Annotated in this window: 29 protein-coding genes, 7 tRNA genes and 1 pseudogene; 32 read left to right on the forward strand and 5 right to left on the reverse strand. The window is 41.2% G+C overall.

Annotated elements, in window-relative coordinates; translation table 11 throughout:
• Positions 1-5: 5 nt before the first annotated feature.
• Positions 6-611, reverse strand: a complete 606-nt coding sequence (locus tag NST39_RS02505) for a rhomboid family intramembrane serine protease (RefSeq protein WP_106066427.1) — start codon at positions 609-611, stop codon at positions 6-8.
• 94 nt (positions 612-705) lie between these two features.
• Between NST39_RS02505 and acpS the strand changes: the two genes are divergently transcribed.
• From acpS to NST39_RS02575, 14 genes are all read left to right on the forward strand, one after another.
• Entirely contained in the window at positions 706-1,071 is a 366-nt protein-coding gene (gene acpS, locus NST39_RS02510; protein WP_044140566.1) for a holo-ACP synthase, read from the forward strand.
• Positions 1,072-1,231: 160 nt separating this feature from the next.
• Positions 1,232-2,248: a LolA family protein gene (locus tag NST39_RS02515; protein WP_106066425.1), complete on the forward strand. Its 1,017-nt coding sequence runs from the start codon at positions 1,232-1,234 to the stop codon at positions 2,246-2,248.
• A 135-nt stretch (positions 2,249-2,383) separates the two neighbouring features.
• Positions 2,384-3,565 carry an alanine racemase gene (gene alr / locus NST39_RS02520; RefSeq protein ID WP_065097545.1) on the forward strand — a complete coding sequence of 394 codons (1,182 nt, stop codon included), beginning with the start codon at positions 2,384-2,386 and terminating at the stop codon, positions 3,563-3,565.
• 295 nt (positions 3,566-3,860) lie between these two features.
• Positions 3,861-4,142 carry a hypothetical protein gene (locus NST39_RS02525; protein ID WP_003214273.1) on the forward strand — a complete coding sequence of 94 codons (282 nt, stop codon included), beginning with the start codon at positions 3,861-3,863 and terminating at the stop codon, positions 4,140-4,142.
• 4 nt (positions 4,143-4,146) lie between these two features.
• Complete coding sequence (ndoA, locus tag NST39_RS02530; RefSeq protein WP_003214169.1) at positions 4,147-4,497, forward strand: type II toxin-antitoxin system endoribonuclease NdoA; 351 nt, start codon at positions 4,147-4,149, stop codon at positions 4,495-4,497.
• Positions 4,498-4,611: 114 nt separating this feature from the next.
• Positions 4,612-5,442: an RsbT co-antagonist protein RsbRA gene (locus NST39_RS02535; RefSeq protein ID WP_341026831.1), complete on the forward strand. Its 831-nt coding sequence runs from the start codon at positions 4,612-4,614 to the stop codon at positions 5,440-5,442.
• 4 nt (positions 5,443-5,446) lie between these two features.
• Positions 5,447-5,815 (forward strand): RsbT antagonist protein RsbS, encoded by a 369-nt coding sequence (gene rsbS / locus NST39_RS02540; protein ID WP_003214235.1) that lies wholly within the window; start codon positions 5,447-5,449, stop codon positions 5,813-5,815.
• A 2-nt stretch (positions 5,816-5,817) separates the two neighbouring features.
• Positions 5,818-6,219 carry an anti-sigma regulatory factor gene (locus NST39_RS02545; protein ID WP_003214085.1) on the forward strand — a complete coding sequence of 134 codons (402 nt, stop codon included), beginning with the start codon at positions 5,818-5,820 and terminating at the stop codon, positions 6,217-6,219.
• Positions 6,220-6,229: 10 nt separating this feature from the next.
• Complete coding sequence (locus NST39_RS02550) at positions 6,230-7,237, forward strand: PP2C family protein-serine/threonine phosphatase (protein WP_268485752.1); 1,008 nt, start codon at positions 6,230-6,232, stop codon at positions 7,235-7,237.
• Positions 7,238-7,296: 59 nt separating this feature from the next.
• Entirely contained in the window at positions 7,297-7,626 is a 330-nt protein-coding gene (locus NST39_RS02555) for an anti-sigma factor antagonist (RefSeq protein WP_268485755.1), read from the forward strand.
• Positions 7,623-8,111, forward strand: coding sequence for an anti-sigma B factor RsbW (rsbW, locus tag NST39_RS02560; RefSeq protein ID WP_044140573.1), 489 nt, complete (start codon positions 7,623-7,625; stop codon positions 8,109-8,111). The genes NST39_RS02555 and rsbW overlap by 4 nt, the downstream gene beginning before the upstream one ends.
• Positions 8,077-8,865, forward strand: a complete 789-nt coding sequence (sigB, locus tag NST39_RS02565) for an RNA polymerase sigma factor SigB (protein WP_012009000.1) — start codon at positions 8,077-8,079, stop codon at positions 8,863-8,865. The genes rsbW and sigB overlap by 35 nt, the downstream gene beginning before the upstream one ends.
• On the forward strand, positions 8,865-9,464 hold the full coding sequence (locus NST39_RS02570; protein ID WP_044140574.1) for a PP2C family serine/threonine-protein phosphatase: 600 nt from the start codon (positions 8,865-8,867) through the stop codon (positions 9,462-9,464). Before sigB ends, NST39_RS02570 begins: the two co-directional genes overlap by 1 nt.
• A gap of 76 nt (positions 9,465-9,540) precedes the next feature.
• Positions 9,541-11,700: a Tex family protein gene (locus NST39_RS02575; protein ID WP_341026841.1), complete on the forward strand. Its 2,160-nt coding sequence runs from the start codon at positions 9,541-9,543 to the stop codon at positions 11,698-11,700.
• Positions 11,701-11,719: 19 nt separating this feature from the next.
• Here NST39_RS02575 and cmpA read toward each other — a convergent pair whose 3' ends face one another.
• On the reverse strand, positions 11,720-11,854 hold the full coding sequence (gene cmpA, locus NST39_RS02580; RefSeq protein ID WP_095286213.1) for a cortex morphogenetic protein CmpA: 135 nt from the start codon (positions 11,852-11,854) through the stop codon (positions 11,720-11,722).
• Between the two features lie 99 nt (positions 11,855-11,953).
• Between cmpA and NST39_RS02585 the strand changes: the two genes are divergently transcribed.
• The 13 genes and pseudogenes from NST39_RS02585 to NST39_RS02645 all read left to right on the forward strand — a co-directional run bounded on the left by NST39_RS02585 (position 11,954) and on the right by NST39_RS02645 (position 20,053).
• Positions 11,954-12,427 carry a SprT family protein gene (locus tag NST39_RS02585; RefSeq protein WP_111913362.1) on the forward strand — a complete coding sequence of 158 codons (474 nt, stop codon included), beginning with the start codon at positions 11,954-11,956 and terminating at the stop codon, positions 12,425-12,427.
• 192 nt (positions 12,428-12,619) lie between these two features.
• On the forward strand, positions 12,620-13,597 hold the full coding sequence (locus tag NST39_RS02590; RefSeq protein WP_341026844.1) for a thiamine pyrophosphate-dependent dehydrogenase E1 component subunit alpha: 978 nt from the start codon (positions 12,620-12,622) through the stop codon (positions 13,595-13,597).
• A gap of 20 nt (positions 13,598-13,617) precedes the next feature.
• Positions 13,618-14,655 (forward strand): alpha-ketoacid dehydrogenase subunit beta, encoded by a 1,038-nt coding sequence (locus tag NST39_RS02595; protein ID WP_268485762.1) that lies wholly within the window; start codon positions 13,618-13,620, stop codon positions 14,653-14,655.
• Positions 14,656-14,672: 17 nt separating this feature from the next.
• Positions 14,673-15,817, forward strand: a pseudogene (locus NST39_RS02600) (dihydrolipoamide acetyltransferase family protein).
• A gap of 18 nt (positions 15,818-15,835) precedes the next feature.
• Positions 15,836-17,215, forward strand: a complete 1,380-nt coding sequence (gene lpdA / locus NST39_RS02605) for a dihydrolipoyl dehydrogenase (protein WP_341026847.1) — start codon at positions 15,836-15,838, stop codon at positions 17,213-17,215.
• Positions 17,216-17,323: 108 nt separating this feature from the next.
• Positions 17,324-19,171 (forward strand): sigma-54-dependent Fis family transcriptional regulator, encoded by a 1,848-nt coding sequence (locus tag NST39_RS02610; protein ID WP_341026848.1) that lies wholly within the window; start codon positions 17,324-17,326, stop codon positions 19,169-19,171.
• Between the two features lie 208 nt (positions 19,172-19,379).
• Positions 19,380-19,454 (forward strand) — tRNA-Asn (locus NST39_RS02615).
• Between the two features lie 4 nt (positions 19,455-19,458).
• Positions 19,459-19,549: transfer RNA gene (locus NST39_RS02620), tRNA-Ser, on the forward strand.
• A 9-nt stretch (positions 19,550-19,558) separates the two neighbouring features.
• A tRNA-Glu gene (locus tag NST39_RS02625) sits at positions 19,559-19,630 on the forward strand.
• Positions 19,631-19,651: 21 nt separating this feature from the next.
• Positions 19,652-19,726, forward strand: a tRNA-Gln gene (locus NST39_RS02630).
• A 30-nt stretch (positions 19,727-19,756) separates the two neighbouring features.
• Positions 19,757-19,832: transfer RNA gene (locus NST39_RS02635), tRNA-Lys, on the forward strand.
• A 7-nt stretch (positions 19,833-19,839) separates the two neighbouring features.
• Positions 19,840-19,922: transfer RNA gene (locus NST39_RS02640), tRNA-Leu, on the forward strand.
• Positions 19,923-19,969: 47 nt separating this feature from the next.
• Positions 19,970-20,053 (forward strand) — tRNA-Leu (locus NST39_RS02645).
• A gap of 85 nt (positions 20,054-20,138) precedes the next feature.
• On the opposite strand, the gene NST39_RS02650 is transcribed toward NST39_RS02645, so the two are convergent.
• Genes NST39_RS02650 through NST39_RS02660 form a run of 3 tightly spaced genes read right to left on the reverse strand, consistent with a single transcriptional unit; the run spans position 20,139 to position 22,154 of the window.
• On the reverse strand, positions 20,139-21,248 hold the full coding sequence (locus tag NST39_RS02650) for a tyrosine-type recombinase/integrase (RefSeq protein WP_341026850.1): 1,110 nt from the start codon (positions 21,246-21,248) through the stop codon (positions 20,139-20,141).
• A gap of 10 nt (positions 21,249-21,258) precedes the next feature.
• Positions 21,259-21,777: an ImmA/IrrE family metallo-endopeptidase gene (locus NST39_RS02655; protein WP_341026852.1), complete on the reverse strand. Its 519-nt coding sequence runs from the start codon at positions 21,775-21,777 to the stop codon at positions 21,259-21,261.
• Entirely contained in the window at positions 21,774-22,154 is a 381-nt protein-coding gene (locus tag NST39_RS02660; protein ID WP_341026853.1) for a helix-turn-helix domain-containing protein, read from the reverse strand. The genes NST39_RS02655 and NST39_RS02660 overlap by 4 nt, the downstream gene beginning before the upstream one ends.
• A 300-nt stretch (positions 22,155-22,454) precedes the next feature.
• On the opposite strand from NST39_RS02660, the gene xis reads away from it, so the two are divergent.
• The 5 genes from xis (at position 22,455) to NST39_RS02685 (ending at position 25,855) form a co-directional block, all read left to right on the forward strand.
• Positions 22,455-22,643 (forward strand): ICEBs1 excisionase, encoded by a 189-nt coding sequence (gene xis / locus NST39_RS02665; RefSeq protein WP_341026854.1) that lies wholly within the window; start codon positions 22,455-22,457, stop codon positions 22,641-22,643.
• A complete protein-coding gene (locus NST39_RS02670) occupies positions 22,643-22,891 on the forward strand; it encodes a hypothetical protein (protein WP_341029929.1) in 249 nt (82 codons plus the stop codon). Before xis ends, NST39_RS02670 begins: the two co-directional genes overlap by 1 nt.
• A 336-nt stretch (positions 22,892-23,227) precedes the next feature.
• A complete protein-coding gene (locus tag NST39_RS02675) occupies positions 23,228-23,644 on the forward strand; it encodes a hypothetical protein (RefSeq protein WP_341026856.1) in 417 nt (138 codons plus the stop codon).
• A gap of 70 nt (positions 23,645-23,714) precedes the next feature.
• Positions 23,715-24,767 (forward strand): replication initiation factor domain-containing protein, encoded by a 1,053-nt coding sequence (locus NST39_RS02680; protein WP_341026858.1) that lies wholly within the window; start codon positions 23,715-23,717, stop codon positions 24,765-24,767.
• 344 nt (positions 24,768-25,111) lie between these two features.
• On the forward strand, positions 25,112-25,855 hold the full coding sequence (locus tag NST39_RS02685) for a hypothetical protein (protein ID WP_341026860.1): 744 nt from the start codon (positions 25,112-25,114) through the stop codon (positions 25,853-25,855).
• Positions 25,856-25,879: the final 24 nt, after the last annotated feature.

The following is a 25,879-nucleotide window of genomic DNA, read 5'->3' on the forward strand; positions in this document are numbered from 1 at the left end:
TGAGGTTAGTAGCGTCTTTTTTTTGTATGGAAAAATAGCGTAAGAGGTGCTAGGAGCATGCCGCCGATTAATCCAAATAAGTGAGCCATGATATTGATGTTTGAGTTGACGAACGTCATGATGACAGAGACTGCAAGAATCGTTAAGATCACCTGAGAATTGCCGCGGTCCATCATATGCGGTTTAAATAGAACAAGGTATAAATAAACGCCAAACAAACCGAAGATCGCACCAGAAGCGCCGACATGTACATACTCTAAAGGCTCCACCCAATAGGTTCCGAGATTGCCAATGAACCCTGCACCAAGATAGATAATGAGAAATCGAACCTTCCCAAGCAAATGCTCAAGCGCTGGAGCGAATAAGAACAAAGACATAGAATTGAACAAAATATGGGTCAGACTTCCGTGAAGGAAAACAGGTGTGACGAGCCGCCACCATTCTCCAGTAGCTACACCATAATTGAAACCGACGAGATGGTCGTGACCAAGCTGTATAAGAGGGATAGGAAGCGCAAATATAAGCCATAGACCAAATTGCAAAGCAAGGATCGTTGTGACGATTGGATACGATCTAATAAATTGTTGAAAGCTCTCCGTTCGAATAAACATAACAAACCCCTTTTAACTAGATAATGGTAAGTGTATAGTAACACGTTTATGAAGAGAACATCCAAATTAGTACGAGTATCATAGGAGGTACCTCATGATCAAAGGAATAGGTATTGATATAGTAGAGATCAACCGGCTCGCGCGAGTGCTTAGCAGACAGCCTCGTTTACCAGAACGAATTTTAACGATAAGTGAACAAGACATCTTTCACACTCTCAGTGAAAAGAGGCAGCTAGAATTTTTGGCAGGACGTTTTGCAGCAAAGGAAGCTTTCGCTAAAGCATACGGAACGGGAATCGGCCGGCATTTAAGCTTTCATGATATGGAAATCCATAAAGACGAACTTGGAAAACCCTTCATCAAAAGCGAAAAGACGAAGGGTGACCAGGTTCATGTGTCCATCACTCACACGAACGAATATGCTGCTGCACAAGTTTTAATTGAAAGGTTGTCAAGCTAGTCTGCATATTGTTTGTCCCCCCTTCATATATTGGGTAGTGCGATAAGGAAGGGCGTGTTGCTAACAGGCTTTGATGGTTCGCGGTACGCAGTTAACTCTTGAGGCGTACTGTTAAAGTCAAACAAGCGGTTTCTTCCTTTTAACACAATTAACGAAGGGGTTGAAAAGGGTGAGAAAAAGCTTTGTTTTGCTTGTAACGGGAATCCTTTTTGTACTGATTCTCTCCGCATGCGGTCAAAAATCTCAGCAGGATATCGTTGGAGATTTAAACAAAAAGGCAGAGGAAATGACATCATACAAAGCCAAAGCAAAAATGACCATTGAGACAGGAAATGACCCGCAGGAGTATCAAGTAGAAATTTGGTACAAGAAGCCGGAACTTTACCGTGTCTATTTAGAAAATCCGAAAAAGGATCAGAGTCAAGTCATTTTAAGAAATGGCAATGGTGTGTTTGTGCTGACACCTTCATTGAACAAGAGCTTCCGTTTCCACAGTGATTGGCCGAATAATAGCAGTCAGGTCTACTTATTTGAGTCACTCGTGAAGGACATTAAAAATGACAGTGCCGCTCAGTTCAAAGCGAAAGATTCAAAGTATGTGTTTGAAACCAAAACCAATTATCAGCACAACCAAATGCTGCCTACCCAAGAGATTATCTTTCATAAAAAAACAATGGCACCTGCCAGTGTGAAAGTGCTGGATAGCGACAAAAAGCCAATGGTGAAAGTGGAATTCTCTCACTTTGAATTCAATAAATCCTTTGGCAAAGATGCATTTGATGAGAAGAAAAACATGACACTCTCTCAAATGGATGTTGCCACAAGTGCAGACCCATCTGACAGCTTTGCGGTGAAAACGCCAGTTGACATGCCAGAGGGTGTGAAGAAGATGGAAGAGAAAGAAATGATGACAGATGCCGGGAAGCGTTATGTCATGACGTATGGCGGAAAGAAATCCTTCACACTTATTCAGGAAAAAGCGAGAGTCGCTGAAGCATCTACGCCTGTGACAATGAACGGTGAGCCAGTCGACCTTGGCATGACAGTTGGGGTTCTGACAGATCAATCCCTTTCATGGACATCTGACGGAGTGGACTACTTGATTTCTTCAAGTGATCTATCGAAGGAAGAGCTCTTGATGGTTGCAAAGAGTGTAGAAGGCCAGTCAGCTAAATAAATATCTCAGGCGAGAGCCTTAGAAATGAAAAATCAGCCCTATGCAAGGGCTGATTTTCTTTGATTTGTTTCACTTTATTCTTGATTTTTAGTATCATATGAGGGGATTGAATCATTCAATAGGGAAGTGTGAAGGATGGACACAAATGCCTTTTATAGAGACACATGGGCAGAAATTAATTTATCAGCAATCAAGCATAATGTTTCACATATGAAAGATCATATCGGTCAAAGTGTTCAACTGATGGCTGTGGTGAAAGCCAATGCATATGGACATGGAGATATAGAAGTGGCAAGAGCTGCCCTCAAAGCAGGAGCAGACGTATTAGCCGTCGCCTTTTTAGATGAGGCCGTTTCTTTAAGAAATAAAGGCATCACAGCACCAATACTTGTACTCGGCGCTGTACCGCCGGAATATGTCAAAGCAGCCGTTCGATACAATGTCATCATGACCGCTTACTCCATCGATTGGCTGAGAGACGTCACCAAAATGGTGAAAGGGCAGATGGGACAACCGATACGTTTTCATTTGAAAATAGACAGCGGAATGAACCGATTAGGTGTGAAAACGATAGAGCAAGTGAACGAAGTGAAAAAGCTTGTCAGCGAGCACTCTTATTTACAGCTGGAAGGCGTATTTACTCACTTTGCGACAGCAGATGAAAAGGATGAAGCCTACTTTGATCGGCAGGTCGACACCTTTCAAACACTGCTTGAGCCGCTTCATACGGACAAGTTGCTCGTTCATTGCGCCAACAGTGCTGCAGCTTTAAGGTTTAAAGACGTTTTGTTTAATATGGTTCGCTTCGGCATCAGTATGTACGGGCTGTCACCGTCTGAAGAAATCAAAGATGAATTGCCTTTCAAGCTCGAAGAAGCCATGTCTCTTCATACAAAGCTTGCCCATGTAAAGCATATTCAAAAGGGTGAGAGTGTCAGCTATGGGGCGACGTATACAGCCAATCAAGATACGTGGATCGGCACGGTTCCAGTCGGCTATGCAGATGGATGGATCAGGAAGCTGGCAGGAACGGAAGTGCTTGTTGGCGGAAAGCGCCGGAAGATCGCAGGAAGGGTTTGTATGGATCAATTCATGATTGAACTGAAAGACAAGCTTCCAGTAGGGGAGCCGGTCGTTTTGATTGGTCAGCAAGGAGAAGACATGGTATCAGTCGATGAAATCGCCAAAAGGCTTGAAACCATTAACTATGAAGTCACTTGCTCGATTGGCCACCGCGTCCCAAGAGTATATATAGAGGACGGCGAAAGAGTGCATGTGCGGAATCCGCTCCTTCAAGGCGGGCCAAGTTTTTTATAAACAACATTCAAAAGAACGATAGTCAAACTGACTTCGTTCTTTTTTATTCGACAAAAGTAGGGTAAACATTCTCCCTTTTTTAGAGATTTTGGAAATACCGTATGATTTTCGGAAAAAAGCGTATAATGGGAAAGAGGAACTCCATTATCATCTTGATTTACGGGTGGCCGAACGCAATATCATCATCTAAAAAAAGAAATCATGAAACAGCTTTGCTTGTGCATTGAATAATGGTATGATTAGTCTTGGAATGGATCGATACGGTATCCGTAAGTTTTGTGGAGGTGTATGTTTTTTGTCTGAATCCAGCGCAACAAATGAAATGAAGATTCGACTGCCGGAGGCTTTAATGTCTGAGATCGAACGAGTAGCAGAGCAGGATAAGGTAACAAGAAATGAATTGATCTACCGAGCGACAAAAACGTATATTCGTGAACGTAATATTCGACAAAATCGTGAATCGATGAGACGCGGCTACATGGAGATGGCGAAAATTAATCTGAATATCTCTTCAGAGGCACAATACGCAGAGTTTGAGGCTGAGAATACAGTTGAGCGATTAGTCAGCGGGGGTTAAACATTTGATTGTTAAACGCGGTGATGTTTACTTTGCTGATTTATCTCCTGTTGTTGGCTCCGAGCAGGGCGGGGTTCGCCCGGTATTGGTGATTCAAAATGACATTGGAAATCGCTTTAGCCCGACTGCTATCGTTGCAGCCATAACAGCCCAAATACAAAAAGCGAAATTACCGACTCACGTCGAAATTAATGCAAAGCGCTACGGCTTTGAACGAGATTCTGTCATTCTTTTGGAACAGATTCGTACAATCGATAAACAAAGATTGACAGATAAAATTACACATCTTGATGATGAGATGATGGAGAAGGTTGATGAAGCCTTACAAGTTAGTTTGGCTCTTATTGATTTTTAATATGGTGAGAGATGGTTGCTCTACTGGAGCAACTTTTTTTTGTGTTCAATTTTTATTAACGTTATAATGAAGAAAGACTAAAGAAGAGCTTTAAATGTAAGTAGGGGGTAAAACATGTCGAATCATATCGTGTTAGCTTTTGCAAGAAAGCATCAAAAGGAATTAGAAAAAGAGTGGACGGACATTTTAAAACGACTCGGAAAAAAAGAAACGGACATGATGCTGAACGACAAAATGTATGAAACCATCTGTTCGGAATATGTTCAACTAATCATTACATCTCTTTCAGAGGGGTATAGTGAGGATTTTGAAGAAAAAGTGCAAAATTTTGCTTTAAAAATTGTTCAAATGGGTATATCACTTAAGTTACTGGCAAACGGTCTAACGGAAATTCGTACACATTTATATGAAAAAATGAACGATGACAAAGATACAACACAAGAAAGTCATGACCTCATTTGGCAAATCGATCGATTCATCACACCCATCCATAACGAGATCTTAAACCAGTACTCCATCTCATGGGAAAAAACCGTCAGCCTTCAAAAAATGGCGCTGCAGGAACTTTCTGCCCCGCTAATTCCTGTATTTGAGCACATCACCGTCATGCCACTTGTTGGAACAATTGATACAGATCGTGCGAAAAAAATTATGGAGAACCTGCTCAATGGTGTTGTCAAACATCGCTCACAGGTCGTCTTAATTGATATCACGGGTGTACCTGTCGTGGACACAATGGTGGCCCACCATATCATTCAAGCGTCAGAGGCTGTGAGATTAGTAGGAGCGAAGTGTTTACTTGTCGGTATTCGCCCAGAAATAGCCCAAACGATCGTTAACCTTGGAATTGATTTATCACAGGTTACAACAAAGAATACCCTTCAAAAAGGAATTCAAACTGCTTTGGAAATGACAAATCGAAAAATTGTTTCATTGGAGGGATAACCAATTGAGAAATCACCCGAAGATTCCAATCTTAAAACTATATAACTGTCTTCTGATTTCAATACAGTGGGAGCTTGATGATCAAACAGCTCTTCACTTTCAAGAAGACTTACTGAATAAAATTCATGAAACAGGAGCAAACGGTGTTGTCATTGATTTAACATCTGTCGATATGATTGATTCATTTATTGCAAAGGTATTAGGCGATGTGATCACCATGTCCAAGCTCATGGGGGCAAAAGTTGTATTAACAGGAATACAGCCGGCAGTCGCTGTGACGCTTATTGAACTTGGTATATCACTGGAAGAAATTCAGACAGCACTAGATCTTGAACAAGGGCTTGAGACACTGAAGCGGGAATTGGGGGAATAGATATGAAAGACCAATCCTGTGTGAAAATATTGACGGAATGGGATATAGTTGCAGCAAGACAATTGGGGCGCAATGTTGCAAAAGAACTTGGTTTTGGAACAGTTGACCAAGCAAGAATTACGACGGCCATTTCAGAATTAGCTCGAAACATCTATTTATACGCTGGTAAAGGTCAGATTTGTATAGAAGAAGTGATGGAGCGCGGAAAGCGTGGACTCAAGGTCATCGCAGCCGATGAGGGGCCTGGCATCATGGATATACGTAAAGTGATGGAAGACGGATTTTCTACATCAGGCGGACTCGGAGCAGGCTTGCCGGGCGTCAGAAGACTGATGGATGAATTTAAATTAGATTCTGCACCAGAACAAGGAACGGAGATACAAGCTGTTAAGTGGCTTCGCTAGGAGGGAAACCATGGATTTTAAGGAGGTAATGGAGCAGCGGTACCATCAGTTGCTCAGTCGTTATATCAGTGATTTAACTGAAACATCGCTTTATCAAGCTCAAAAATTTAGCCGTAAAACCATTGAGCATCAAATACCTCCTGAAGAAATAGTGAGTGTTCACCGAAAAGTGATTCAGGAGCTTTACCCTGATTTGCCGGAAGATGTTTTTCATTCACTAGACTTCTTAATTGAAGTCATGATTGGGTACGGACTTGCCTATCAGGAACATTTAACACTTAGAGGCATCCAGCAAGAAATTAAATCTGAAATTGAAATTGCTGCAAATGTTCAGCAAACCCTTCTGGAAACGAAAATTCCAGAAGGAGATACGTTCGATATTGGGGCAATCAGTGTACCGGCAAAACAGATGAGTGGAGATTATTACCATTTTGTAACGGATCACGATACGATTAATATTGCGATCGCAGATGTCATTGGAAAGGGAATCCCAGCTGCGCTTTGTATGTCGATGATTAAATATGCGATGGATTCCTTGCCTGAGTCAAGGAGCGGCCCAACTAAAGTGCTGAAAACCCTTAATCGTGTTGTCGAGCAAAACGTAGACCCAAGTATGTTTATCACCATGTTTTATGGCAGTTATAATAAAGAAACGCATGAATTTAAATATGCATCGGCTGGTCATGAGCCGGGCTTTTTCTATTGCAATCAAGAGAACCAATTTTACGATTTAGATGCAAAAGGGCTTGTACTTGGAATCGCACCAGATTTTGATTATAAGCAGTATGAGAAGCATTTGGACGTAGGAGATATGGTGATCTTATTCTCTGATGGTGTCACAGAATCTAAGTCGGAGGACGGCTTTTTAGAGCGGGAGGATATCAGAGCGCTTATAGCAGAGCACCTATCCTACTCAGCTCAGGAAATGGTCGATGCCATCTATGCCAGCTTACTCAAGCTACAAGATTTTCAGCTTCACGATGACTTCACTTTACTTGTGCTCAAAAGAAAGGTTTAGAAAGTAAAGATGCGGGTATATAAAATTCTAGGAAACAAGAATTTCGAGGTGAATGCATAATGAATATGACAGTGAAAGAGCATCAAATAGATCAAAAAACAAAAATTAGTGTCAGCGGAGAAATCGATGTGTACTCTGCTCCTCAGCTAAGAGAAACACTCATGCCTAAAGCCGAGGCGGGAGAGCATCTTGAAATTTGTTTGAAGGATGTTACGTATATGGATAGTACAGGATTAGGTGTATTTGTTGGGCTGTTTAAAGCGGCTCAAAAAGCAGGTGGAACACTAAAGCTTGAGAACTTGTCAGAACGGCTTGTAAGGTTGTTTGAAATTACTGGACTAAAGGACATCATTGACATTTCTGCAAATACAGAGGGTGGGGTACAATGAACGAATCAGTAGATCTAATCGAGATGAAAATCCCAGCGAAACCAGAATACGTAGGCATCATTCGTCTGACTCTTTCAGGCGTAGCAAGCCGAATGGGCTATGTTTACGAAGAGATTGAAGACTTAAAAATTGCCGTCAGTGAGGCCTGTACAAATGCAGTTCAGCATGCCTATAAAGGTGAACATGGCGAAGATGGAGAGGTAGCAGTTCGCTTTCTTGTCTATGAGGATCGTCTAGAAATCATTGTTGCTGACAAAGGCGGTAGCTTTGACTTTAAGCAAAAGCAGGAAGGATTAGGGCCTTACACATCTGCTCATACGGTGGATCAATTGGCAGAAGGAGGTCTTGGTTTATACTTAATGCAAACATTGATGGATGAAGTCGAGGTGCAAGCAAACTCCGGAGTTACCGTTGCGATGACAAAGTTTTTAAACAGGGAGCGAGTTGACCATGACACAACCATCCAAAACTATGAAACTAACTAAAGATGAAGTGGATCGCCTTATCCAAAGCTATCAATCCAATCAAGATGAGCAGGCGCAGCTCACGCTGGTCGAATGCTATACAAACTTGGTCGATATGTTGGCAAAAAAGTATTCAAAAGGAAAAAGCTTTCATGAGGATCTCAGACAAGTTGGAATGATTGGTTTACTTGGCGCTATTAAGCGATATGACCCACTCGTCGGCAAATCATTTGAAGCCTTTGCCATTCCAACCATCATCGGGGAAATCAAACGCTTTTTACGAGATAAAACATGGAGTGTCCATGTACCAAGGCGGATCAAAGAGCTTGGACCAAGAATCAAGATGGCCGTTGATCATCTAACAACAGAGACGCAAAAATCACCGAAAGTCCAAGAAATTGCAGAGTACCTAGATGTGACAGAGGAAGAAGTACTGGAAACCATGGAGATGGGCAAAAGCTATCAAGCACTGTCTGTTGACCAAGGCGTAGAGGCTGATTCTGAAGGAAGTACAGTCACCATTTTAGACGTTGTCGGCTCACAAGAAGAGGGCTACGAACGTGTAAACCAAAAAATGATGCTTGAGAGTGTGCTTCATGTTCTGACAGATCGAGAAAAAGAGATTATCAACCTGACTTATTTGCAAAATAAGAGTCAGAAAGAAACAGGCGATTTACTAGGGATATCCCAAATGCATGTATCGAGACTGCAACGGAAGGCAGTTAAAAAGCTACGAGATGCATTATCAGAAGATGCGTCTATGGAGCTAGGGTAATGAAGCAGATTGAACAGCATGAGCATGTGAATGCCATTATCTATCAATCGAATAAAGAAGGGAAATCATGCTGCGGGGACAGTTTTTTTATTAAAGCAGATGATGAAGAACTAATTTGTGCTGTGGCAGACGGATTAGGCAGCGGTCAGTTCGCCAATGAATCATCTTCTTTAGTCAGCGAAATTGTCGAAGAATATGGACATGAGGATATGACGACCCTCATCGAAAGATGCAATCAGGCGATGAAAAATAAACGCGGAGCCACAGTAGCGATCTTAAAGGTGAATTTTTCCCAGCAGCAATTTACCTATTGTTCGGTTGGTAATATTCGGTTCATCTTGAATGCCCCTTCTGGCGACTATATTTATCCACTTCCGACATCAGGATACTTATCAGGGAAACCTAGAAAATATAAAACATACACCTATTCCTACGAAAAAGGATCAACATTCATTATGTATTCAGACGGATTGAATGTGCCAAACATGAGAATGTGTTTAAAGCATAGTCATTCAGTTGCAGACATTGCCAAACAACTTGAAACATACACACAAGACAAGAAGGACGATCTCACCTATGTACTTGGTCAGCTCACGTAAAATAGCTGACCTTTTTTCTGTTTTGCCGGTTTTTTTGATACACTAAAAGAGAAGACACAGTGAGGGGATGCAAAGTATGAAGACATCTGACTTTTTATTGAAACAAATTGCAACAGAATTAAAGCTTTCAACAAAACAAATTGAAAGTGTCATCAAGCTCTTAGAGGATGGCAACACCGTCCCGTTTATTGCCCGTTACCGGAAAGAGCAGACAGGCTCTCTGGATGAGGTGCAAATTCAAACCATTTCAGAGCGCTATACATATATCCAAAATGTCATGAACCGAAAAGAAGAAGTCATCCGATTAATCGCAGAACAAGACAAACTGACGGATGAATTAAAACAAAAAATTGAGCAGGCTCATAAACTGCAAGAGGTCGAAGATTTATACCGGCCATTCAAACAAAAACGTAAAACAAAAGCAAATGTAGCCAAAGCAAAAGGGCTCGAGCCGCTGGCTGAATATGTACTCACGCTGCCAAACGATGAGATCGAGAAGAAGGCCGCTTCTTTTATCAACGAAGAAAAGGAAGTAACAAGTGTAGAAGAGGCACTGGAAGGCGCGCAGCACATCATTGCTGAACAGCTGGCAGATGATCCTGATATGCGGAAATGGATTCGCAGCGAAACGTACCAAAAGGGCAGTCTAGTCACATCAGGAAAAGACATCGAAAGCGATGAAAAAAATGTCTATGAAATGTATTACGATTATCAAGAGCCCATCAAAAAGATAGTGCCTCACCGTGTACTAGCGGTTAATCGTGGAGAGAAAGAAGGCATCTTAAAGGCAGCCATCGAGCCACCTGCTGAAAATATTCGTTTCTATCTCGGCAAACAAGTCATAAAAGGCAAACAGACGACGGCTAGACCGTTTATTGAAGCGGCAATTGACGATGCGTATAAACGCCTCATTCAGCCTTCCATCGAACGAGAAATACGCAAAGAGCTGACAGAAAAAGCAGAAGAACAAGCGATTCATATTTTTGCTGAAAACTTAAGAAAACTACTACTTCAGCCACCGATGAAAGGGAAACGTGTACTTGGAGTGGACCCTGCGTTTCGTACAGGCTGTAAATTAGCCGTCGTGGATGATACGGGCAAAGTCCATCATATCGGCGTCATTTATCCGCATCCGCCTGTACAGAAAAAAGCGGAAGCCAAACAAAAAGTGAAAGAGATCATTCAATCATCAAATATTGAAGTCATTGCGATTGGAAACGGAACAGCCTCAAGAGAGACTGAACAATTCATTGCAGACCTCATTCAAGAGCTGGATCAGCCGGTCTCCTATTTGATCGTGAATGAAGCAGGAGCAAGCGTATACTCTGCGTCTGCACTGGCGCGAGAAGAGTTTCCAGACCTGCAAGTCGAAGAACGTAGCGCCATATCCATTGCTCGAAGATTACAAGATCCTTTAGCAGAGCTCGTGAAAATTGATCCGAAGTCTGTCGGAGTGGGCCAATACCAGCATGACGTGAGCCAAAAGCAATTAAACAGCTCGTTAACCTTCGTGGTAGAGACGGTCGTCAACCAAGTCGGTGTGAACGTCAATACGGCCTCACAGGCGCTGCTGCAATATGTGTCAGGTCTTTCAAAAGCCGTCGCAGGGAATATCATCAAGCGCCGCGAAGAGATTGGGAGATTCACAAGCAGAAAAGAGCTAAAGGACATTCCAAGACTTGGGGCAAAGACTTATGAGCAGTGTATCGGTTTCCTGCGCATCGCAGATGGACAAGATCCACTTGATCGGACAGGCATTCACCCAGAGAGCTATAAAGAAACAAAACAGTTCTTACGCATGATCAAGATGACACCAAATGATCTTGGCACAGAGCAATTAAAGGAGAAAATCGCAGAGGTCAAACTGGATGAAGCAGCAGAGCAGCTTGATATTGGTATCATTACACTTCAGGACATCATCGATCAGCTGACAAGACCTGAGCGTGATCCGCGCGATGAAGTACCAAAACCTCTTTTAAAAACAGATGTGTTGAAATTGGAGGACTTGAAGCAAGGAATGGAGCTGCAAGGAACGGTAAGAAACGTCGTAGACTTCGGCGCATTCGTTGATATTGGTGTAAAACAGGACGGGCTTGTCCATATTTCTAAGCTCAGCAGCCGTTTTGTGAAGCATCCGCTTGACGTTGTATCAGTTGGTGACATTGTGACTGTATGGGTGGACTCCGTTGATCAGGTAAAAGGCCGCGTTGCCCTCTCCATGCTGAAACCAGAGTAAACAAAAAACGAGGCGCACCTTAGGATGGGGTGTGCCTTGATGTGACTGAGTGTTTTTTTCTGTAGAAGTACCAGCATTGATTCAGCAACTTGATTTGGTAATGATTTTTTTCGAAAAAAGCCTTCTGCATCTGATTTTTCAGCCAGTTGGGCATCGCCCATTCCTCCTTTGATCAAAACAGTGGGTGTACCTTCAATGTATGCAAAGGGGAAATTGTCCTGTTCGATGTTTTTATAGAAAGGAACGATCTTGATTGAAGGAGAGCGAGTTACAGCAGTTAACAGAGCATATTTCTGAGCATTTCTTTGGTAAGGCATTCCGCCATCAGGCTGTTTTTAATGACCGTCTCAAAACGACAGGCGGGCGATATTTACTTGGTACACACAATATCGAACTGAACCGCCGATACCTAGAGGAACATGGACGAGAAGAATTAATCGGGATCATTAAGCATGAGCTGTGTCATTATCATCTGCATCTTGAGGGGAAAGGCTATCAGCATCGTGACCGTTCCTTTAAAGAGTTATTAAAACAAGTAGGAGCCCCGCGTTTTTGTACACCGCTAAAGACCGTACAAAATAAACGGCGTGTACAGAAACGGCATGAATATGTCTGCACAGGATGCGGTCAGTATTTTATCAGGAAAAGACGGTTTGATACCTCTCGTTATGTGTGCGGCGTCTGCAAAGGAAAATTAAAGTGGCAGCGTACAATCGGTTCAGAGTGATAAGCATTCCTTTAGGGGATGCTTTTTTTGTGAGATGAAGTAGACACATTGAGACAAATAGAGACGCAAGTCTCATTTTGTCTCTTTTTTGATCGATGTGAATCGCTCAAAGCCTAGGCTTTCAAGCGCCATGATGTTGGCACGCTTTTTGCTTGTATAGAAGTGCAAGTAAAAAAGATAGGAGGTTTTATCATGGAAATGGCACTCACAAAAGAAAAAGCCGTTTGGATGTATCAAAAAATGCAGGAAATCCGCCAATTTGAAGATCAAGTACACACGCTTTTTACAAAAGGGATCTTGCCAGGTTTTGTCCATCTTTATGCTGGTGAAGAAGCTGTTGCTGTCGGAGTCTGCGCTCATCTGAATGAACAAGACAGTATTACAAGTACTCACCGTGGCCACGGTCATTGTATCGCTAAGGGCTGTGATCTAAAAGGAATGATGGCAGAAATCTATGGAAAAGCCACAGGCCTTTGTAAAGGAAAAGGTGGATCTATGCACATTGCAGATTTTGATAAAGGAATGCTCGGTGCCAACGGAATTGTTGGAGGCGGCTTTCCACTTGCGTGCGGGGCAGCCCTCACAGCTAAATATAAAAAGACAGATAATGTAAGCGTTTGCTTTTTTGGGGATGGTGCAAACAATCAAGGGACTTTTCACGAAGGAATCAACCTCGCCGCTATCTGGAAACTGCCAGTCATTTTCATCGCAGAAAACAATGGTTACGGGGAAGCGACGCCATTTTCCTATGCTTCAAGCTGCAAATCGATTGTGGATCGAGCCGCCAGTTATGGTATTCCGGGTATTCAAGTAGATGGAAAAGATGTGACAGCCGTTTATCAAGCAGCAGAACAAGCGATAGAACGAGCAAAAAATGGAGAAGGTCCGACATTGATTGAATGCATGACATATCGGAATTATGGTCATTTTGAAGGGGACGCCCAGCGCTACAAAACAAACCAAGAAAAAACAGAACACCAAGAAGAGAAAGATGCCATCACGCTTTTTAAAAATGAATTATTAAAGGAGCAGCTGCTGACGGATCAAGAGATATCAAGTATTGAAGCGGCTGTAGCAGAAGCGATAAATGAAGCGGTTAGATTCAGTGAAGAAAGTGAATATCCAGATCAATCCGAATTATTGACCGACGTGTATGTTTCGTATCAATAAATCAGAAAGGGGAGAGGGAAATGACAAGAGAAATCAGCATGTCTAGTGCTTTGAATGAAGCGATTAAACTGGCGATGAGAAGAGACGAAGATGTCATTTTAATGGGAGAAGATGTTGCGGGAGGCGCTCATGTAGATCACTTACAGGATGATGAAGCATGGGGCGGTGTTCTTGGTGTAACGAAAGGAATCGTACAGGAATTTGGACGTGAGCGTGTCCTTGACACACCGATTAGTGAAGCTGGCTATGTTGGTGCGGCTATGGCAGCTGCGTCAACAGGGCTAAGACCAATTGCGGAGCTTATGTTTAATGATTTTATCGGTACTTGTCTGGACCAAGTCCTGAATCAAGGCGCAAAATTTCGATACATGTTTGGCGGAAAAGCAGAGGTGCCAATCACAATTAGAACGACACATGGGGCGGGTTTTAGAGCAGCTGCCCAGCATTCGCAAAGTTTGTATGCACTATTTACAAGCATCCCTGGTTTGAAAGTAGTTGTGCCTTCTTCACCATATGATGCCAAAGGGCTGCTGCTGGCAGCCATCGAGGATCAGGACCCTGTCATCTTTTTTGAAGACAAGACGCTTTACAATATCACAGGAGATGTGCCGGAGAGGTATTACACACTGCCACTTGGGAAAGCAGATGTGAAGAGAGAAGGATCTGATGTAACCATCTTTGCAGTAGGCAAACAAGTGCATACAGCACTCGAAGCAGCAGAAGAGTTAGCTGCTCAAGGTATTGAAGCGGAAGTGATTGATCCAAGAAGCTTGTCGCCGCTCGATGAAGAGGCCATTCTGACTTCAGTAGAAAAAACAAATCGACTTGTCATTGTCGATGAAGCAAATCCAAGGTGCGGAATTGCCGCAGATATCTCTTCTTTGATTGCAGATAAAGGATTTGATTTACTTGATGCTCCAATCAAAAAAGTGACGGCTCCTCATACACCGGTACCATTTTCACCACCTCTTGAAGATATATATCTGCCAACACCTGATAAAGTTGTGAACACTGTATTAGAGATGATTGGCAAGAGTCATGAGAAGATCTTGAACTAAAGAAAGGAGAGAGGGAGATGGCTGTCGAAGTTGTGATGCCTAAATTGGGCATGTCGATGAAAGAAGGAACGGTATCTGTCTGGAATAAGGAGGTTGGTGAGACCGTAAATAAAGGAGAAAGCATTGCAAGCATCAACTCCGAAAAAATTGAAATGGAGATTGAATCACCTGCTGAAGGAACCATATTGGATATAAAAGTATCTGAGGGAGAAGGTGTACCGCCTGGCACGGTCATCTGCTATATCGGTGAAGGAAATGAACCAGTGGAGGAAAAGAAAGCTAGAGACAACCAGTCAAAACCAAAGAAAGAGAGAAAGAAAATCTCTCCTGTTGCCCGTAAATTGGCGAATAGCGCAAACCTAGACATTGATACGCTCGTGGGACAGGACCAGGTGGAAGAATTACGAAAGAGGATGTGCTTCATGCGCTTCCTGAACGGGAAGAGAAAAAACAAGAAGAGAAAAAACAAAATGAGACAGAGCATCAGCCGATTAACATGATGCGGAAAACAATTGCCTCAAGAATGATGGAAAGCCTGCAAACAAGTGCACAATTAACCATTACGATGAAAGCGGACGTGACAAAACTTACAAACTTACAACAACAGCTGAATGAAACAGCCATAGCACGTTACGATACAAAGTTGACCATCACCGATTTTGTAGCCAAAGCAGCGATCCTTTCGTTGTTAGAACATCCTGCGATGAACAGTCAATATCATAACGGAGTTGTGGAAACCTTTGAGAATGTTCATCTTGGGATTGCTGCTGCGTTAGATAACGGATTGGCTGTACCGGTCATTCAGCATGCGGAGCGGTTAACGCTGATAGAGCTAGCGAAGAGCATTAAATTGTATGGCCAAAAAGCACGTGAAGGAAAGCTTCTCCATGATGAAATCCAAGGTTCGACCTTTACATTGACCAATCTTGGAGCCTATGGTGTAGAGTATTTCACGCCAATTTTGAATCCGCCGGAAGCAGGTATCCTGGGCGTCGGAACAATGTATGACACCCCGGTTTATCGAGAGGATGAATTGTGCAAAGGGACCATCCTGCCTCTCAGTCTTACGTTTGATCACCGCGTGCTGGATGGAGCGCCGGCGTCCGCATTTTTATCAACGGTCAAAGCACATTTAGAAGAACCAATATCCACTCTTTTATAGGAAGAAGGTGAACGTACCATGACACTGGTCATTATAGGAGGCGGACCAGCAGGTTATGTGGCAGCCATAACAGCCGCCCGTTTCGGCAGGGAGGTTGTGTTAATTGATCAAGGTCAGCTGGGGGGGACCTGCCTCAATGAAGGCTGTATTCCGACCAAAGCACTTTTGCAAAGTGCCGATATGTATGAGCATGTGAAATCGGCTGGACATTTTGGAATTGAGCTTCCAGAACATGAGCCTATCATCCAATGGAATGCTGTCCAAAAACGGAAGCAGTCTGTCGTCAAGCAGCTCACTGATGGTGTTCGCTACTTGATGAATAAAAACAAAGTCACCGTGGTAAATGGGAAGGCTTCATTTCTATCAGCACATGAGCTATTGATAGAAAGTGAAGGGAAGTCTGACATCATTCAAGCAAAACAAATCATTATTGCATCGGGGGCAGCGCCTGCTGCTTTACCTTTTTCACCTTTTGATGGCGAATGGATCATTCACAGCAAGGATGCCATGTCACTTTCTTCGATACCAGATTCGCTTTGCATCATTGGGGGCGGGGTGATCGGCTGTGAGTTTGCGAGCATCTTTAGCAGAATGGGATCAAAGGTTGTCATGGTTGAACGGGCAGTGCACATTTTACCTGAAGAAGATCGTGATACAGCACAATGTCTTCACGAGCAACTCGAAGAAACGGGTGTAGACATTTTGACGTCCGCCGCAGTCAAACAGCTTGATTCCTCTTCAAGAAAAGTAGTGGTGGAGAATAATCAAGGAGAGCGGTGTGAAATCCAGTCGGATCTTTGCTTAGTGGCCATTGGCAGAAATCCGCAGCTTGGAGAATTGAATCTTGATCAGGTTGGTATTGATTTTGATAGAAACGGCATCTACGTCAATGAACATATGCAAACCAATCACCCGCATATCTATGCGTGCGGTGATGTAACAGGTGGGGTCCAGCTTGCTCATGCTGCTTTTCATGAAGGAACGGTTGCGGCATCCCATGCATCAGGTGAACATGTAAAGGTCAATGAGCAAGTAATTCCGAGGTGCATCTACACCTCTCCAGAAATCGCCAGTGTTGGTTTAAATGAAGAGAGTGCTAGAAAACAATATGAGGAGATTCGGATAGGGACATGTGCATTTTCTGCAAATGGAAAAGCATTAATCTTAAATCAACCAGCCGGTCACGTAAAGGTCATTGTAGAACCGCAATATCAAGAAATATTAGGTGTTTCAATCATCGGACCAAATGCAACAGAACTGATTGGACAAGCGGCGGTGATGATGCATACAGAGCTGACCGCTGATACTTTAGAGCAGTTTATTGCGGCACATCCGACACTTTCAGAGGCGATACACGAAGCCTTGCTGCAAACCATTGGACGAGCGGTGCACTGCTGAAAAAGGCTTCTTTTCTATCCGATTGACTTCTTGGGTTAGCTAATGATAATTGAAAGCGCTTTTATAATTATCTATAATGAATAAAAACCCCCTAGAGGAGAGGATGGAATGAATCCGACGCCTTGTTATTTAAATACGTGGAAACGTTTTGTTCGTGAAGGTTTGCTTGATCAGTCTCGTCTGAATAAGAGAGTGGTGGAATCATGGCACAGGTGTAAACAGGCAAATGTGAATCCGTATTTAGATAAAGGACAGTCGTTGTTAGAAAAGGAAAGATTCAGTGCCCAAAAAAAGAAATATTCATTATTCCTAAATGCGGCTCTCCCTTACTTAAATAAAATCAGTCAGCAATTAAAAGAATCTGACATGTTGGCCTTACTCATCGATGCAGACGGGTATGTGCTAAGTCTGACAGGAAGCCAAAGGACGATGGTGGAAGCAAGAAAAATTAATTTTATGGAGGGGGCGCGCTGGACCGAAACAGATGTAGGGACAAACGCGATCGGAACGGCACTCGTCATCGGAGAAGCGGTGACGATCAATGGAACTGAGCATTTTTCTATCGCCTCTCATCATTGGAGTTGTTCAGCCGCTCCTATTCGCGATGCAGACGGTACAATCATAGGGGTGATTGACATCTCCTGTATGACGGATAACAAGCACCCTTTTATGCTTGGAATGGCTTCAACGGTTGCTTATGCCATCGAGAGAGAAATTCAAGTCCAGCAAAAAAGGAGGGAGATGGAGCTAATCACTCACTGTCTCCAGCAGGTGGAAGCAGACGAACCGTATGTGGTCTGTAATGAAAAAAAGCAAATTGTTTCTGCCAGCCGGTCGATTAGAGAACGATTTTCAGACTGGTATGGAATGGATGTCGAGCGGCTTAAGGATCATCCATTTGCTATCAGAGGAAAGCAGATCATTCAATCAGAGCACGATGGAAAGATGCTAGGCATATCCCTTTCCCTTGAAGAAGCAGCGAAAAGCAGCATAACCGTTTCATTTGCTCAATTTCCCGGGGAATCCGGAACAAGTAAGGTATTTCAACAGACGCTCAGCGAAATGAAACGAGCGGCACAAACAGATGCAAATGTATATATTTGGGGAGAAACAGGTACAGGAAAGGAGCTGGCCGCTAGAGCTATTCACTCAGCCAGTGAAAGGCATAGAGGGCCGTTTATTGCTGTTAATTGCGGAGCCATTCCTGAAAGCCTTTTAGAAAGCGAATTATTTGGCTATGCTGAAGGGGCTTTTACAGGGGCAAAACGTCACGGAGCTAAAGGGAAATTTGAACAAGCTCATAAAGGAACACTCTTTTTAGATGAAATTGGCGAAATCCCATATGCGATGCAAGTAGCGCTTCTTAGGGTGATAGAAGAAAGGAAAGTCGTACCGCTCGGCGGGACACACGAAACCCCTTTGGATATTAGAATCATTACAGCGACACACCGTAATATGAACGAACTGCTGAAGGAAGGAAAAATACGAGAAGACTTATATTACCGTCTTCATGTCTATCCAATCAACATTCCGTCGCTTAGAGAAAGAAAAGAAGACATTCATGATTTATATCGCTATTATCAAAAGAAGCACCACTGGCATGCGGCGTTTCCTGAATCATTTTTCCAGAAATTACAGGAGTATCATTGGCCAGGAAACATACGAGAGCTTTTTAACCTATTTGAACATCTTAGGGTCCTCTTTCCGCAAGGCGGATGGATTGGTGAATCGCAATATGCTTCAGTATTAGAGGCGATTGATCAGAAAAAGCAGAAGCTGCATCCAGCAGAGTGTACTGAAACTCCAAAAGAACTCACATTCAGGGAACGCATTCAAAAGCAAACAGTGATAGAAGCACTGCATAAAACAAAAGGTCATGTGTCAGAAGCAGCGAGGTTAGCAGGAGTGCCAAGAAGTACTTTTTATAAATGGATGAGAAAGTTTCATCTGTCTTAATCTCATGGAAGGCTGCATCAAGGCCCTTGGTCTACGTGAAGAGGCCCGGGGCTTTATGCCAAGTAAACAAATGGCATGGAAAAAGGCTTGACTGTTATATTAGTATATGTTAAATTATAAAAGCCGTCGCAAATGAAGCAGGGATGAAACGCTTAAAAATTCTTGACACATTTTTCTGGCATATATATAATGAAACATGTCTTATTATTCCGCAGTAGCTCAGTGGTAGAGCTATCGGCTGTTAACCGATCGGTCGTAGGTTCGAGTCCTACCTGCGGAGCCATAATGGAGAAGTACTCAAGTGGCTGAAGAGGCGCCCCTGCTAAGGGTGTAGGTCGCGCGAGCGGCGCGAGGGTTCAAATCCCTCCTTCTCCGCCATTATTTTATGGCCCGTTGGTCAAGCGGTTAAGACACCGCCCTTTCACGGCGGTAACACGGGTTCGAATCCCGTACGGGTCATGTTTTGTTTTTTTGATTCGTTGGGCTATAGCCAAGCGGTAAGGCAACGGACTTTGACTCCGTCATGCGTTGGTTCGAATCCAGCTAGCCCAGCCATTTTTTTATATGTTTTTCTGCATAGCAGATGAGCCATTAGCTCAGTTGGTAGAGCATCTGACTTTTAATCAGAGGGTCGAAGGTTCGAGTCCTTCATGGCTCACCATTGTCACGCGGGTGTGGCGGAATTGGCAGACGCGCTAGACTTAGGATCTAGTGTCTTTATGACGTGGGGGTTCAAGTCCCTTCACCCGCATTGTTTTTCAAACAGTGCACTTATGAATATATGAGCACATCATACACGCGGTCGTGGCGGAATGGCAGACGCGCTAGGTTGAGGGCCTAGTGGGTGAATAACCCGTGGAGGTTCAAGTCCTCTCGGCCGCATCAATGATACCAAGGGTTTAAGCGCCCTTGGTATTTTTTGTTTTGATCTTTTTAAAATATTGTACTCCACAAATACTCCTGTTACTTAAAGTAAGTCATCTAAACGGTCAGCAGTTTCTCTTTGTTTGTTTGGGAAAAGGTGTCCGTAAACATCAATTGTTGTTTTTATAGAAGCATGTCCAAGTCTTTCTTTTATGGTTGTGTAATCTTCACCTTGGTGTATAAGTAAAGCTACGTGGGAATGTCTTAAATCGTGCAATCTTATAGCTTCAACGGAACTTCTGGAACAGATTCTTTTAATACCTCTGCTGAACCTGTCTTTTGAAGGTGGTAGCTCTCTATAACCGAACATAAAAGTTTGGTCAGAATGTATGATGTTTAATTTGTTAAATATTTCTCTTTGTTTTTCTTTCCATTGGAATAATAATTCGATTAATTTTGAATTGATACTTATTCGACGAATAGAATTTTTCGTTTTTGGTGTTGTTATTTTGTATTCACCTTTAATAAAGGATAATGATTTGTATACATTTATTTCCTTTCTCGATTTGTCTAAATCATCCCAATTTAAGGCGAGCATTTCACCACAACGCATACCAGTTAAGTAGCTAGTAGTATAAAATGCTTTAAATATAAATTCTTCTTCGTTATCTATTAATTGAGTGAACAATTTAAATTGTTCGGGTGTCCAAAATTTCATTTGTTTTTTGAAAAGGGAAAGATTCTTTACATTGATACAAGGATTTGTTGTTATGACTTTCTCTAAAATAGCTGTTTCAAAAATTTTATTAAGAATGATCAGAATATTATTAATTGTTTTAGGGTCTAAGCCTGTATTAATTAAATTCTTTTGAAAATTTTTGATGTCTGTGTGTGTTATTTTTTTGAAATTGCAATTTTCAAAAGTGGGGAATATATGTTTATTAATAGTGTATTCCTGGATAGCATAATAGTTTGGCTTATTGTGAAGTCTGCAATTATCAAGAAAAATATCTTTGATTTGGGAAAAACTAAGGTTTCGCTCACTTGCTACTGATTTTGTATTGTATTCTTCCTTTAGAGAATAATATATTTTTTCAGCTTCTTTTTTTGTTGTGGCTATTTTTGTTTTTCTTCGCCTTTTACCTGTTATTGGGTCATGTCCTATACTTATATCAACTCGATACTTTCCGTTTTCTAGTCTTTTTATTGGCATTCGATTCTCCTTAAGCGTATTGGTAAAAATGTCTAGGTATTGAATATTCTCTTGTGCGTGATAAAAGTCTTAGTTGTTCGACTTTATACTCGATAACGAACAATGGGAGTTGAAAAAATGAAGCTATTTGTATGTGTGTCATGTTTTCGATTTCGGGTAAAGCATTAGTTAACATTTTATCTGTTAAAAGGATTTCCGAAGCAAAAACATCTGCTTGATGTTCTAATTTGTTTTCTAAAACACTAGAACAATTTGCTAGTTTAAATGTGTTAACATTTTTGTGTAGAAAAAAATGCCCTAGCTCATGTGCTATGACAAGTTTTTCACAATTAAATTTCTCATTGACATGGATTAAATAATGATTTTCTTCTTCATAAAATTGTAGAAAACCTCTCACGCTCCCCAAGTTACTCTTTGTGATAATGATTTTTAATTTCTTGCAGATTTCATAAATGTCATTTGTTTTAAAACCTTCAATAACTGACTCCGCTTTGTGTTTTATGTTCTTCGTAGTATAAATAAAAATCACTCTTTCTTTTTTAGATCATCTACTAATTTGATTCCATTTTTTAAAGCTTTTTTAATTAAAAGGGCAGTTTCTTCGTCTATTTCGCCTTCTTTCATAAAAAGAAGTGTATTTTCATCTTTTAATTCTTGAATGGCTTTATTTATTGTTCTACTGAGTGTATCCTCCTTAGTTTCCTTTTTTTCTTCTTTACTTAATAAGTAGTCTGTTGAAACATTGTAGAGTTCACTAAGTTTTCTTAAAGTTTCTGTATCTGGGTCTCGATAATCTCTTTCATAGTTAGATAAGTTATTGTTAGTAGTGTTTATTTTTTGAGCTGCTTCTTTTTGAGTGTATCCGGCTTTTTCTCTAGCTTCTTTTAACTTTTTTCCTAATGTCATTTTAATCATCCATTTCACGAAAAGTTGATTTTTATATTTTAATATTAGCAACGTTTTTAAAAAATGTCACAAAATTCTCCTAAAAGTAAAATAAACGAACGGAAAATACACTATTAGGAGATGTTGTTGAAGCAATAAAATCTTCTTTAAGGAGTTATATAATAATGTTATTTCCATAAATCATCAAATAAATACACGTAAAGTTAAAAAAATGGTTGAATTACCCTTAAAGGAGATATATAATATAATTAATACACGTTAAGTTAACTTTTTGTGAGTGTTAACAAGGAGGTGATTTCTTTGAAAGACTTTTTAACTGCGAAAGATGTTCAGAAGATTCTTGGAGTTAGGCAATCTAAATCTTATGAAATCATTAGGGAATTAAATTGTGAAATGCAGGAGAAGGGTTATAAAGTAATTAGAGGTAGAGTAAATAAAGCTATTTTTGAAAGAGCATATTTTTTTAATGAGGAAGTAAAGACTGGGTGATGAAAATGGATTTACAAGAAACTCACAAATTGATGAGAAAAGCAGTGTTAATTGCTAAGACACTAGAAGGTAGTTGGTCGATACGAATGAAAATGGCTTTAGATATTGTGATTATAAACCATTATCTTAAACAGCCATTAAGTAAAGGGATTATCGAAAGGTTATTGCTTAAAGGCGTATCACTAAGGCGGATCAAAAAACATTATAAAGTCGGAATGAAAGAGATCAATTCGTTGATGGCCAGTTGATCAATGTGAGTATACACCATTGATGGACTGTCAAAGAAGAAGTGTTTAGGAGAGGTTGATCTTTGAAAAAGTACATACAAACAAAAAAAGCGCCTTGACTGAATCAAGAACGCCCAATAATAAAACCTAGACAATTTTATTATAGGGCTTCTTGAATGAAATGTCTATATGCGTCGTTTTTGGCGATTGGCAGTAATCGTATACCAAACTGTAAGCAGGCTAGAAAAAGCGTGCGGGATAGTTGTCACCATTAATCAACTTGATGGCTATAAATAGCCTACTAGGTCGATTGAAACGACTGATAAGCGCCATGATGGGAAGCCAGAGCGGATATATATGATTGATCTCATTCAAGAAGGGAAAGTGATTGTCATTTATACTGTGACGGAAGTTAAACATAAAGTGGAATCATTGTTAAAAGAATTTGAGACAAATAACGTTTATAAGATTTGCCAACAATTAAACATTTGCATACTTCCGCAACCATTAGGACGTCTAGATGGTAGCTTGCAATACTATAAGAACGAAGAAGATAAAGAAATTTTCATCATTCATGTGAATGAAATGATAGAGGACAAACTTTTCACGATAGCACGTGAATTAGGTCTGTACTTCCTGTGTAAGACACGTGCGTTACTTGAACATTGCGGTCGATTCGTTTTAGTTGAAGATGGTTTAGTTCATCTTGCGAGTGTATTTGCGTCTGAACTATTGGGGAATGGATTAAAAAAGAAGTGCGTAATAGGAGCGTGAGGGCGCGCAGGCGGCGACAGCCGCAAGCGGCAGCGGTAGCGCCCAGCGACGGGAGGAGTGAGCGGAGCGAATGACGGGATTAGTCCAACCCCCCCTAGCTAACAGGGGGGTACAAAACACAAAAAAAGAAAAAGAAACCGTTGAAAACACTGTCACATCAATAGTTGACTATATTCGTGTGAGTTTTAAAACACATGATGTAAAGGATATTATCCAAAACGTATTACACTTACATGAAGATTTTATGAAACATAAGCCGACAGGCTTTTACGGATATATAGGTACGTACGAAATGGATATGATCAAAGTGTTCTATAGTGCGCCACATGATGAAAGAGGTGTACTGATAGAAATGTCGGGTCAAGGTTGTCGACAGTTTGAAGTATTCCTAGAATGCAGAAAGAAAACGTGGTTTGACTTCTTTCGAGAGTGTAAGGACAAAAAAGGGAAATTCACAAGGCTTGATATTGCAATAGATGACAAAAAGACGTATTTTTCTATTCCTGCACTTTGTGAAAGAATTAGGCGGCAAGAATGCATTACAAAATTTAAAAGTATCTCGTATGATGGCTCGACTTTGCTTGATGGAGGGAAGCCCTATGGACTGACTCTCTACATGGGTTCAAAGAAATCGGACGTCTACTTCTGTTTCTATCAGAAAGGATTTGAACAAGCTCAAAAATACGATATTCCTTATGATGATATTGATAAGAAGTGGAATAGATACGAAGTGCGTTTGAAGGATGATCGTGCTGAAAAAGCTGTTCAAGAATTGTTGGAAAAAGAGGATTTGACGTATATCGCCATTGCAGTGATTAACTATTATATTCGCTTTGTTGATAAGGACAACAGGCATAAACAGCATTGGGAATCCAGTAAGTTTTGGAAGAGGTTCATAGGTGACGTGGGGAAACTACGACTTCATGTGAAAACTGAAAAAGATACTTTTGAGAAATCCTATATGTGGCTTTTAAATAACTGTGCACCTATTATACGTGTCGTGTTGGAAATGGATAAAGCAGAGGGAACAAATAATATATCTGACATGATCCTTAATGCGAAGTTAGATAAGAAGCATATAGACATGTTAGAAACATTTTTAGAAGAAAGGCAGATGGGGTGATAGGAGTGGAAAAGATTAGAGGTATTCATTTTATGAGAGAACTATTTGAAATGTATCTAAGATCAATCGAATCAAAGTCCAGTGGTGCGAATGAGGCTTGTGTCAACGGTAAGCGCACCGTAGGGAGCATTAAGGAGTTGAAACAATCAGCGTCCCCAAAACCCTTTTAATGTCTCAAAAGGTCATCACACCTTTTGAGCTGCCTACCGGCGAGGGAGTCCCCCAAAGAATTGGGGGAATAGGGGGATTGATTGTTTTTCTTTTTGTTCTATAGAGATGTAAAATAATGCTAATTTGTGATATAATTGACTTAACGAATAGCGGAAAAATGGGGGATTAGACAAATGAAAGCAAAGAAAAATACAATGGTCAAAGCTGTTGTTGGTCTAGGGTTGGCGGGCGTATTAGTAGGCGGTACTATTTGGGGTTTTAATGCTAACGCAAAGCAAGAAACACTGAAAACGCAGGAAAAACAGCAAGCAAAAACGCTTTCTGTTGCAAAGGTTGAAAAAGCTGAAACTAAGGAACAGAAACAAGACGAAGTAAAGAAAAAGAAGGAAAGCTCTAAAAAGGACAAGGTAGAGAAAAACAAAAAAGCAGATTCAAAGAAAACTAAAAAAACAGATTCAAAGAAAAGTGAAACAGTAGCAACCAACAAAAAGGAAAAGAGCCAGTCGATAAATAAGGTGGAGCAGAAGAATAACAATACTTCAACGTCTAAAGCTCCAGTAGTGGCTTCTAAGAAGTCATATAGTTCTTCTAATGGCTCAACTAGCTCAACTAGCTCTAATAAATCATACAGCCAAACGAAGCCATCTAATGGGACTACTAGTTCTAACAGATCGGTAACAAGCTCTAAAGAACCCAAACAATCAACCAGTCCTAAAAAATCATTTAGTCATGTGAACACTCCTAAAAAAACAGCGCCTAAACGTTCAAAAGGTGGTACGTCTACAACTGGTATTAAAACAGGTGAAGGAAATATCAAGAATCATGGTGGTGATAAATCATCGGGTAGAACTTATGAAAAAGGCATAGCTGATGCGAATGATCTTGACGGTGTACCATGGGACGAATTGAATAAGTAAAAGTGATCGAAAGGCATTCTAAAA

The organism is Bacillus sp. FSL W8-0645 (assembly GCF_038007905.1).
Lineage (GTDB): Bacteria > Bacillota > Bacilli > Bacillales > Bacillaceae > Bacillus > Bacillus pumilus.

Bases quoted from the DNA above. Each gene is read 5' to 3' on its own strand.
- NST39_RS02505 (WP_106066427.1), bottom strand. From the start codon at position 611: ATGTTTATTCGAACGGAGAGCTTTCAACAATTTATTAGATCGTATCCA.
- acpS (WP_044140566.1), top strand. From the start codon at position 706: ATGATCAAAGGAATAGGTATTGATATAGTAGAGATCAACCGGCTCGCG.
- alr (WP_065097545.1), top strand. From the start codon at position 2,384: ATGGACACAAATGCCTTTTATAGAGACACATGGGCAGAAATTAATTTA.
- NST39_RS02535 (WP_341026831.1), top strand. From the start codon at position 4,612: ATGTCGAATCATATCGTGTTAGCTTTTGCAAGAAAGCATCAAAAGGAA.
- NST39_RS02545 (WP_003214085.1), top strand. From the start codon at position 5,818: ATGAAAGACCAATCCTGTGTGAAAATATTGACGGAATGGGATATAGTT.
- NST39_RS02550 (WP_268485752.1), top strand. From the start codon at position 6,230: ATGGATTTTAAGGAGGTAATGGAGCAGCGGTACCATCAGTTGCTCAGT.
- NST39_RS02555 (WP_268485755.1), top strand. From the start codon at position 7,297: ATGAATATGACAGTGAAAGAGCATCAAATAGATCAAAAAACAAAAATT.
- rsbW (WP_044140573.1), top strand. From the start codon at position 7,623: ATGAACGAATCAGTAGATCTAATCGAGATGAAAATCCCAGCGAAACCA.
- sigB (WP_012009000.1), top strand. From the start codon at position 8,077: ATGACACAACCATCCAAAACTATGAAACTAACTAAAGATGAAGTGGAT.
- NST39_RS02570 (WP_044140574.1), top strand. From the start codon at position 8,865: ATGAAGCAGATTGAACAGCATGAGCATGTGAATGCCATTATCTATCAA.
- NST39_RS02575 (WP_341026841.1), top strand. From the start codon at position 9,541: ATGAAGACATCTGACTTTTTATTGAAACAAATTGCAACAGAATTAAAG.
- cmpA (WP_095286213.1), bottom strand. From the start codon at position 11,854: ATGCCCAACTGGCTGAAAAATCAGATGCAGAAGGCTTTTTTCGAAAAA.
- NST39_RS02590 (WP_341026844.1), top strand. From the start codon at position 12,620: ATGGAAATGGCACTCACAAAAGAAAAAGCCGTTTGGATGTATCAAAAA.
- NST39_RS02595 (WP_268485762.1), top strand. From the start codon at position 13,618: ATGACAAGAGAAATCAGCATGTCTAGTGCTTTGAATGAAGCGATTAAA.
- lpdA (WP_341026847.1), top strand. From the start codon at position 15,836: ATGACACTGGTCATTATAGGAGGCGGACCAGCAGGTTATGTGGCAGCC.
- NST39_RS02610 (WP_341026848.1), top strand. From the start codon at position 17,324: ATGAATCCGACGCCTTGTTATTTAAATACGTGGAAACGTTTTGTTCGT.
- NST39_RS02650 (WP_341026850.1), bottom strand. From the start codon at position 21,248: ATGCCAATAAAAAGACTAGAAAACGGAAAGTATCGAGTTGATATAAGT.
- NST39_RS02660 (WP_341026853.1), bottom strand. From the start codon at position 22,154: ATGACATTAGGAAAAAAGTTAAAAGAAGCTAGAGAAAAAGCCGGATAC.
- NST39_RS02670 (WP_341029929.1), top strand. From the start codon at position 22,643: ATGAAAATGGATTTACAAGAAACTCACAAATTGATGAGAAAAGCAGTG.
- NST39_RS02675 (WP_341026856.1), top strand. From the start codon at position 23,228: ATGATTGATCTCATTCAAGAAGGGAAAGTGATTGTCATTTATACTGTG.
- NST39_RS02680 (WP_341026858.1), top strand. From the start codon at position 23,715: ATGACGGGATTAGTCCAACCCCCCCTAGCTAACAGGGGGGTACAAAAC.
- NST39_RS02685 (WP_341026860.1), top strand. From the start codon at position 25,112: ATGAAAGCAAAGAAAAATACAATGGTCAAAGCTGTTGTTGGTCTAGGG.